Annotated in this window: 8 protein-coding genes; all 8 read left to right on the top strand. The window is 29.2% G+C overall.

Annotated elements, in window-relative coordinates; translation table 11 throughout:
• Positions 1-23 precede the first annotated feature (23 nt).
• On the top strand, positions 24-500 hold the full coding sequence (locus IC218_RS21280; protein ID WP_227825463.1) for a DUF4352 domain-containing protein: 477 nt from the start codon (positions 24-26) through the stop codon (positions 498-500).
• Between the two features lie 62 nt (positions 501-562).
• Entirely contained in the window at positions 563-1,195 is a 633-nt protein-coding gene (locus IC218_RS21285; RefSeq protein WP_227825464.1) for a LysM peptidoglycan-binding domain-containing protein, read from the top strand.
• A gap of 239 nt (positions 1,196-1,434) precedes the next feature.
• Positions 1,435-2,964 (top strand): NlpC/P60 family protein, encoded by a 1,530-nt coding sequence (locus IC218_RS21290; protein ID WP_227825465.1) that lies wholly within the window; start codon positions 1,435-1,437, stop codon positions 2,962-2,964.
• Positions 2,965-2,978: 14 nt separating this feature from the next.
• The gene (locus IC218_RS21295; protein WP_227825466.1) at positions 2,979-3,305 is read left to right on the top strand and encodes a DUF2577 family protein; all 327 of its coding nucleotides are present in this window, start codon (positions 2,979-2,981) and stop codon (positions 3,303-3,305) included.
• The gene (locus IC218_RS21300) at positions 3,305-3,736 is read left to right on the top strand and encodes a DUF2634 domain-containing protein (protein ID WP_227825467.1); all 432 of its coding nucleotides are present in this window, start codon (positions 3,305-3,307) and stop codon (positions 3,734-3,736) included. The genes IC218_RS21295 and IC218_RS21300 overlap by 1 nt, the downstream gene beginning before the upstream one ends.
• A complete protein-coding gene (locus IC218_RS21305; protein ID WP_227825468.1) occupies positions 3,729-4,781 on the top strand; it encodes a baseplate J/gp47 family protein in 1,053 nt (350 codons plus the stop codon). Before IC218_RS21300 ends, IC218_RS21305 begins: the two co-directional genes overlap by 8 nt.
• 1 nt (position 4,782) lies before the next feature.
• Positions 4,783-5,400 carry a putative phage tail protein gene (locus IC218_RS21310; RefSeq protein WP_227825469.1) on the top strand — a complete coding sequence of 206 codons (618 nt, stop codon included), beginning with the start codon at positions 4,783-4,785 and terminating at the stop codon, positions 5,398-5,400.
• On the top strand, positions 5,401-6,037 hold a 637-nt coding region (locus IC218_RS21315), incomplete at its 3' end, for a phage tail protein (protein ID WP_227825470.1).

The raw sequence follows: 6,037 nt of genomic DNA on the forward strand, positions 1-6,037 counted from the left end.
TATAATTTACAGGGGGTTATGTTATGAATAAAAAAATACCAGTATTAGCAATATCAGTTGTACTATCTTTAAGTTTAGTTGGATGCAGCACAAATGATTCAAAAAATGGAGATAGTAAACCTAAACAAAATACTGAAGAAATTAAAAATCATAAAATAGGCGAAGTTGTTGATTTAGATGGAGCAAAGGTATCTGTTAAAAATGTTAGAAAGCTAGAATCAGATAGTAATGTATATGCAGTTGAAATTGAAATCACCAATACAGGAGAAACAGATCTTGAAAGTGATTTCCTTCAAAACTACATACTAAAAACAGATGATAATACAGTTGGAAATGCAATAAATAATCAAGAATTAAATGGAGAATTACTATTTGACAGAATACATCCAGGAGATACTTTAAAAGGCGAAATAGCATTTGAACTTACAAAAGATACAAAGCCAAAAACAATTGAAATTGCTTATGAAAATGTGGGGAAATATACAGTATTTGATTTATAATAAATCAACATTTAAAAGGTGCTTATTTTTTAAGTACCTTTTATTTTTTTTAGGAGGATATAATGGAAATTTGGTTAAGGCAAGCAAATAACTCTTTTAGATTCCCTATTTTACCAACTTCTTTTGAGATAAATGGAAATACAACAATAAATACATCCAACATATTAAACATTGGAGATATTGCAGTATTTGGAGGGCTAGGACTTAAGAGTATAGAAATAGCATCATTTTTTCCAAGTCAAGAATATAGTTTCTGTAATTATAATGGATTCCCAAAACCTTATGATTGCGTAAATTTAATACAAGGTTGGATGAAAGAGGGATTTATATTAAGATTTATAATTACAGAAACTAATGTAAACTTTGAATGTATCATATCAGATTTTAATTACAAAGAACAAGATTGTTCAAGAGATGTTTATTTTACCTTAAGTTTAAAAGAATATAGAAGAATAAAAATATCTAAGGTCAATGCTAAGGATGGCGATTTATCTTCTAGTATTGACCTACCCATTACAAAAGGATTTGAGACTAAGCAAAAAACTCACAAGGTCATTGAAGGAGATACTCTTTTTAAGATAGCTAAGAAATATTATGGAAATAGTGACCTTTGGCAGAAAATTTACGAAGCCAATAAGGATAAAATTAAAAGCCCAAACATAATACAAAATGGATGGATTTTAATAGTTCCATAAAAGGATGGTGATTTATAATTAATAAAATCAAAATACAAGTTCATATAAAAAACGGAAATATATATAATATAACTGATTTAGTAGACAAATGTACCTGGTCTGGAGATTATAGATCACCATCAAGAACACTTGAATTTTCTATAATTCAATCATCATCTGATATTAACTTTAGGCAAATAGATATTCCAGTGGCAAGTACAATTTGTTTCTATATAGATGATAAAGAGATTTTTAGAGGCATGATAATAGACAGATCTCTTGATTCAAGTAATAACAGTATTGATTTTACTGCAAAAGATATGGGTTTTTTACTTTTACAAAGTGAAGTTTCGTATAATTTTAAAGATAAATTAGTTGAAGATATTGTTAAACAAGTTTTTACAGATAATAAACTCCCACTAGGTAATTTACCTAAGACTAATGTTAAATACACTAAGATGTTTATTGGTGTAAATGGATATGACACTATAATGAGTGTTTATACAGAAGCAAGCAAAACGACAAAGAAGAAATATATGATAGAAGCCAATCTTGATAAATTTAATGTCATTGAAAAAGGAATTGTTACTCTAGATATTACCTTTGAAGAAGGTTTCAATCTTATTAATACAACCTTTTCAGAAAGTATGGAGAATGTGAAAAATAAAGTACTGGTTGTTGATCAGTATGGCAATAAGGTTAACGAAAAAATAAATGACTCTATATTCAAAAATGTTGGAGTAATTATGCAAAAGGTAATACAACAACAAGAAAATGACACTGTAGATATAGATAATGAGTTTAAAGACATAGAAAGAACTTGCTCTTTAAAAGGGTATGGTGATATAAGTTGTATAACTGGTAGAGGTGTAAAAGTAAAAGATTCATATACAAAATTAATAGGATTTTTTTATATAGATACAGATAAACATATTTGGCAAAATGGAGATTATCAGATTGAACTTGAACTTAACTTTCAAAATATTATGGATGAAAAATCTGCTGGCCAAGATGAACAAAAAGAAGATGGCAGTTCAGAGTATACTGGAGGAACAGAGTTTCCTGCTGAATTTACTGCCTATTGTCCTAGAAAATCTGAAGGTGGAGATACAGATTGTAGAAAGAAAAAATTAGACCCTTCTAAAAAAACATGTGCAGCCCCTATGGTTGGTGCCTTTAAACAATCTTACTATACAAAAGATTTCTTAGATAAACATCCATTATTAAAATATGGTGATGAAATACAATTAGTTACAGGAGTTTCAAATCGAGATGGAACATACAAAGTAAATGATGTTGGATCTGCCATAATTATAGACAAAGATGGAACTTATCACATAGATATTTTATTTGGAAATGTAGAAGATATGATGGCTTTTGGAAGAAGAAAAGGGAAAATAGTCATAGGTGGTTATGCTGGAAACATGACAGAAAGAGCAAAAGCAGTAATAGCAGAGGCAAAAAAACATCTTGGAAAACCATACAAATGGGGTGGTAATGGACCAAGTAACTTTGACTGTTCTGGACTTATGGTATATTGCTTTAAAAAAGTTAATGTTAATTTACCAAGAACATCTAGCCAACAATCTAAAGTTGGTAAAAAAGTAGAACAAAGTAATTTGCAAGCAGGAGACTTAGTATTTTTCCATAATCCAGTTAGTCATGTTGGTTTATATATAGGTAATGGAGAATTTCTACATGCCCCACAAACAGGTGATGTAGTTAAAATAAGCAAAACAAGCAGTAGTTATTACACTAAAAACTTTTCTACAGCTCGAAGAGTTTTATAAAAAGAGGTGATAAAATGGCAGATCCAATTAATGAATTTATAGGAATAATGAGAAAAGAAGGTAAATATCATAATCAGCCTTCTTTTTTTATTGGTAAAGTTAAAGATAAATTGCCAGATTTAAAGATAGAGATAAATACTCTTTTATTGGAAAAAGAAAATCTTTTAATAGATAGTTGGATACTTAATAGTCAGATAGAAACATTTGAAACAGAAATAAATCAAGAACACAAGCATAATATAAAAAACCCTTTTATTAATAATCTTGAACCTAGAGATATGGTAATAATGTTTAAAATAGGCGATAAATTTGCTGTTGTAAGTAAGTTGGTGAGTTTATAATGAGTACAATATTCCCTTTCATGGGTGTCCCAGAGGATTATACTTCTCCATCCAATGAAGAATTACCTATTTTTAAGGAATTTGCTTGGGATTTTGAAAAAGATGAAAAGATAATTGAAAATGGAGACTTTAAATTAGTTGAAAGAAATGAAGCAATCAAAGTATGGATTTATAAAACTATAAAGACAGATAAGTATGTTCATTTAATATACACTTGGGATTATGGAACAGATATAAAAAATCTGATTGGCCAAAAATATACTAAAGGTCTCACTGAAAGCGAGGCAAAAAGGTATATACAAGAAGCACTTTTAATCAATCCATATATATTAGAAGTTAATGTAACAAATACTGAATTTAAGGATGATAATTTATCTATAAATTTGAATATAAAAACAATCTATGGAGAGGAGGAGATTACTTTTGTATGATAGCCAAACATTTAGTGCCTTAAATAATAGAACTTTAAATAACATAAATCTGCCTCTTTATAAAGGTCAAGGATCTTCTCTTTATAATATAGTTTCTCCAATAAATTCAGAACTTGCACAGTTATATATAGAACTTTCTTATATACATAAGAGAGTTTTTATTCAAGATAACTTTGACGATTTTCTTGATAGAAGAGTCAATGAATTTGGTGTGTATAGAAAGTTAGGAACAGAAGCAATAGGTGAAGTAACATTTGAGGGCAAAATCGGAACTCAAATACCAAATGGAACAATAATATCTCATAGTGATTTACTATTTGTAGTTATTAAAGATATTACAATAGATGAAGATAGTAGGTTAAATGTAAGTCCTATACAGGCTTTAGAGGTTGGTATTAAGTATAATTTATCAGCTAACACAGAATTTAAACTTATAGACAATATAAATGGTGTAACTAAAATTTATAATGAACTGGACCTAAAGGGTGGCGCAGAAATAGAAACTGATGAAGAGTTAAAAGAAAGATTTTATAAAATACAGAAAAATCAAGCCACAAGTGGCAATAAAGCTCATTATGAGGCTTGGGCTTTAGAAGTTGAAGGAGTTTATAATGCTAAAGTAATCCCTAGATGGGATGGTCCAGGTACAATCAAGATTTTGCTTTATGGTCAAAATAATCAATCTGTAGATAATGAAATTTTACAAAGATGTACTGAACATATAGAAGAGGAAAAGCCAATTGGGCCTATTGTTACAGTTGTTACGCCAAGCATTTTTGATGTTAGTATTAGTGCAACATTAACACTTGAAAATGGATATGATATTGAATCTATAAAAGTTGTGTTTTTAGATATTATAAATTCTTATTTAATAGAAAATTCAAGAGAGATTATTTATATAAAAATAATGAGTTTATTAGCAAGCATAGAAGGAGTGCACGATATAAAAAATCTACTTATCAATGAAGATATTAAAAACATAATAGTTGATGAAGAAAAAGTTCCTGCTGTTTCAAATGTTACATTTAATATCGAGGTGAGTTAAATTGAAGTTAATTGACCATTTACCAAGTTTTGCAAACAATGAAATTGATATACAAATTCAAGATGCACTTGAAAATGAACTTCTAACATTACTTGATGAAAAGAATGATTTATTAGATCAGTTTTTTATAGATACAGCAACTTGGGGACTTGATGACTGGGAAGATCTATTAAAAATAAAAACAAATTCTAAGTTGGATTTTGATACTAGAAGAAGTAATATAAAAGCTAAATTAAGAGGTAAGGGTACAACTACAATAGAAGTTATAAAGGCAATCTCAGGAGCTTACGCAAAGACTAATGTTGATGTAGAGGTATTTAGTAATCTATTTAGTTTTACACTTAGTTTTATAACAAATAATTGTAGTTATAATACCATCTTAGAGTTAGATAAGAAAATAGAAGAAATAAAACCAGCACATTTAGAACATAAATTTGAAATGATTTTATATAATCAAAATGGACTTTATACAGGAGCAATGTCTAGTACAGGAGAAACAGTTACAATCTACCCTTATACTCCTAAAAATATAGAATGTTTTGGAGAAATAATACTAGCTAGTGGAAACAATAAAAGTGCTGAAAGGGTAACATTATACCCTAAACAGGAGGTGATATAATTGGCACAAGCACAATATTATACATTACTTACAGAAATAGGTAAGGCGGCTATAGCAAATGCTACAGTACTCGGGACTAGAGTTGATTTTGCAAAAATAAAAGCTGGGGATGGTGGTGGAAGTGCATATATTCCAACGGAAACTCAGACAGTACTTAAAAATGTGGTGTGGGAAAGCACATTAGAACATGTTCAAGCAGACGAAAAAAATCCTAATTGGGTAGTTATCCAAAAAACTATAACTGGAGATACTGGAAGCTTTACAATTAGAGAGGTAGGGGTATTTGACTCTAAAGACCAACTTTTGGCAGTATCTAGTTATCCCGAAACTTATAAACCTGCTCCGGATTCTGGAACAGTAAAAGAAATATTAATTAAAATTATATTAGCTGTGTCTAATACAGCAAGTATAAACTTAAAAATAGACCCAACGGTTGTGCTGGCAACTTTAAAAGATATACAAGAGTTAGACACTAAAATAGATACAACTAAAACAGAGTTAACAAGTAATATAGAAACTGCTAAGACAGATTTAAATGGAAAAATAGGAGATACAACACTACTTGAAACAACAGATAAAACAAATATAGTTAGTGCAATAAATGAGGTAAAGACTAGTGTAGATAGTATAGAAACAA

The sequence above is a fragment of the Clostridioides sp. ES-S-0005-03 genome (assembly GCF_020658455.1).
GTDB lineage: Bacteria > Bacillota > Clostridia > Peptostreptococcales > Peptostreptococcaceae > Clostridioides.

What these genes read in the sequence shown, in the direction of transcription:
- IC218_RS21280 (WP_227825463.1), top strand. Translation starts at nt 24, where the DNA reads ATGAATAAAAAAATACCAGTATTAGCAATATCAGTTGTACTATCTTTA.
- IC218_RS21285 (WP_227825464.1), top strand. Translation starts at nt 563, where the DNA reads ATGGAAATTTGGTTAAGGCAAGCAAATAACTCTTTTAGATTCCCTATT.
- IC218_RS21295 (WP_227825466.1), top strand. Translation starts at nt 2,979, where the DNA reads ATGGCAGATCCAATTAATGAATTTATAGGAATAATGAGAAAAGAAGGT.
- IC218_RS21300 (WP_227825467.1), top strand. Translation starts at nt 3,305, where the DNA reads ATGAGTACAATATTCCCTTTCATGGGTGTCCCAGAGGATTATACTTCT.
- IC218_RS21290 (WP_227825465.1), top strand. Translation starts at nt 1,435, where the DNA reads ATGATAATAGACAGATCTCTTGATTCAAGTAATAACAGTATTGATTTT.